Source organism: Streptomyces sp. G-G2 (genome assembly GCF_030063135.1).
In the GTDB taxonomy this organism is placed as follows: domain Bacteria; phylum Actinomycetota; class Actinomycetes; order Streptomycetales; family Streptomycetaceae; genus Streptomyces.
This window is the reverse complement of the sequence record NZ_JASISO010000027.1, coordinates 1-1,193: the sequence shown is the minus strand read 5'-3', so window position 1 is coordinate 1,193 and position 1,193 is coordinate 1. Positions and strand designations below refer to the sequence as shown.

1 protein-coding gene is annotated in these 1,193 nt (G+C 79.1%); it reads left to right on the top strand.

The genetic code is table 11. The features are described from left to right. Positions 1-32: 32 nt before the first annotated feature. The coding region (locus QMF80_RS21510; RefSeq protein WP_502962894.1) for a cell division protein PerM at positions 33-1,193 on the top strand (1,161 nt) is incomplete at its 3' end.

Genomic DNA, 1,193 nt, shown 5'->3' with positions numbered 1-1,193 from the left:
TCCTGGTCCCGCCGTTGTTCCGGCTCTCGGCCGTGGTCCCGGGCGTGGTCGTTCTTGTGCTCGGGGGCGGCGGGGGAGGCGGCGGGAGCCTGGCCGCCGGCACCGTGTTCGCCGCGGTGCTCTGCGGCTATCTGGCGGTGGGGGCGGGCGCCACCGTGTACGCGGCGCGCGGGCCGGTGCCCGCCGATCCGCTCAGCGCGGCCTGGCACGTACCCCTGGTGGCGGTGGTTTCCGCCGCCGCCGGGGTGTGGGCCGCCCGCGGGAGGCCGGCCGCCGCCTGGCCCGCCTGGGTGCCGAGGGGCGTGCGGAGGGCGCTCGCGCGCCCCCGGTACGCGCTGGCGCTGCGGTCCGGGAGCGCGGGGGCGCTCGTACTCGTCGGCGGGGGCGCGCTGCTGGTCTCGGCCTCGCTCGCCTGGCACGGCGGGGAGGTCCAGTCGTCCTTCCTGTCCCTGACGGGCGTGTGGTCGGGCCGGTTCGCCGTACTGCTGGTGGCGCTGGCGCTGGTGCCGAACGCGGCGGTGTGGGGTGCGGCGTACGCGCTCGGGCCCGGCTTCGCCGTGGGTACGGGCGCGACCGCGACCCCGCTCGGCTTCGCCGGATCACCCGCCATGCCGGGGTTCCCGCTACTGGCGGGGCTTCCGCCGGAGGGCCCCGGTACGCCGCTGACCTGGGCGGTCGGCGCCGTGCCGGTGGTGGCGGGGCTGCTGGTGGGGTGGTTCGCCGTCCGGAGGGCGCGGGAGGTGTCCTACGGGGAGACCGCGCTGACGGCGGCGCTGGGGGCGCTGGTGTGCGGGCTGCTGCTGGGCGCGCTCGCGGCGATGGCCGGAGGGCCGCTGGGATCGCGGGAACTGGCCCACTTCGGGCCGGTGTGGTGGGCGACCGGGGCGGCGGCGGCGGGGTGGACGCTGGCGCTGGCGGTGCCGGTGGCCTTGGTGGTGCACGGGTGGCGGGAGCGGCCGGTGCGGGGGGAGGCGGGCAGCTGGCACGACAGTGGGGTGCGGGAGGCTCGGTGGGCGGCCCTGCGGAAGGCTGCGGGGCAGCTGGTTCCTGACTTCCCGTCGCCTGGGGCGTCGCCGTTGCCGTTGCCGTTGCCGTCGGCGTCGGCGGGGGCCGGGTTGGCTGCGGGGTCGGGCCCGGGGCCGGTCGTGCCGGGGGCGGGCGACGGGGGGTCGCGGATCGCTGCGGCCCTTGAG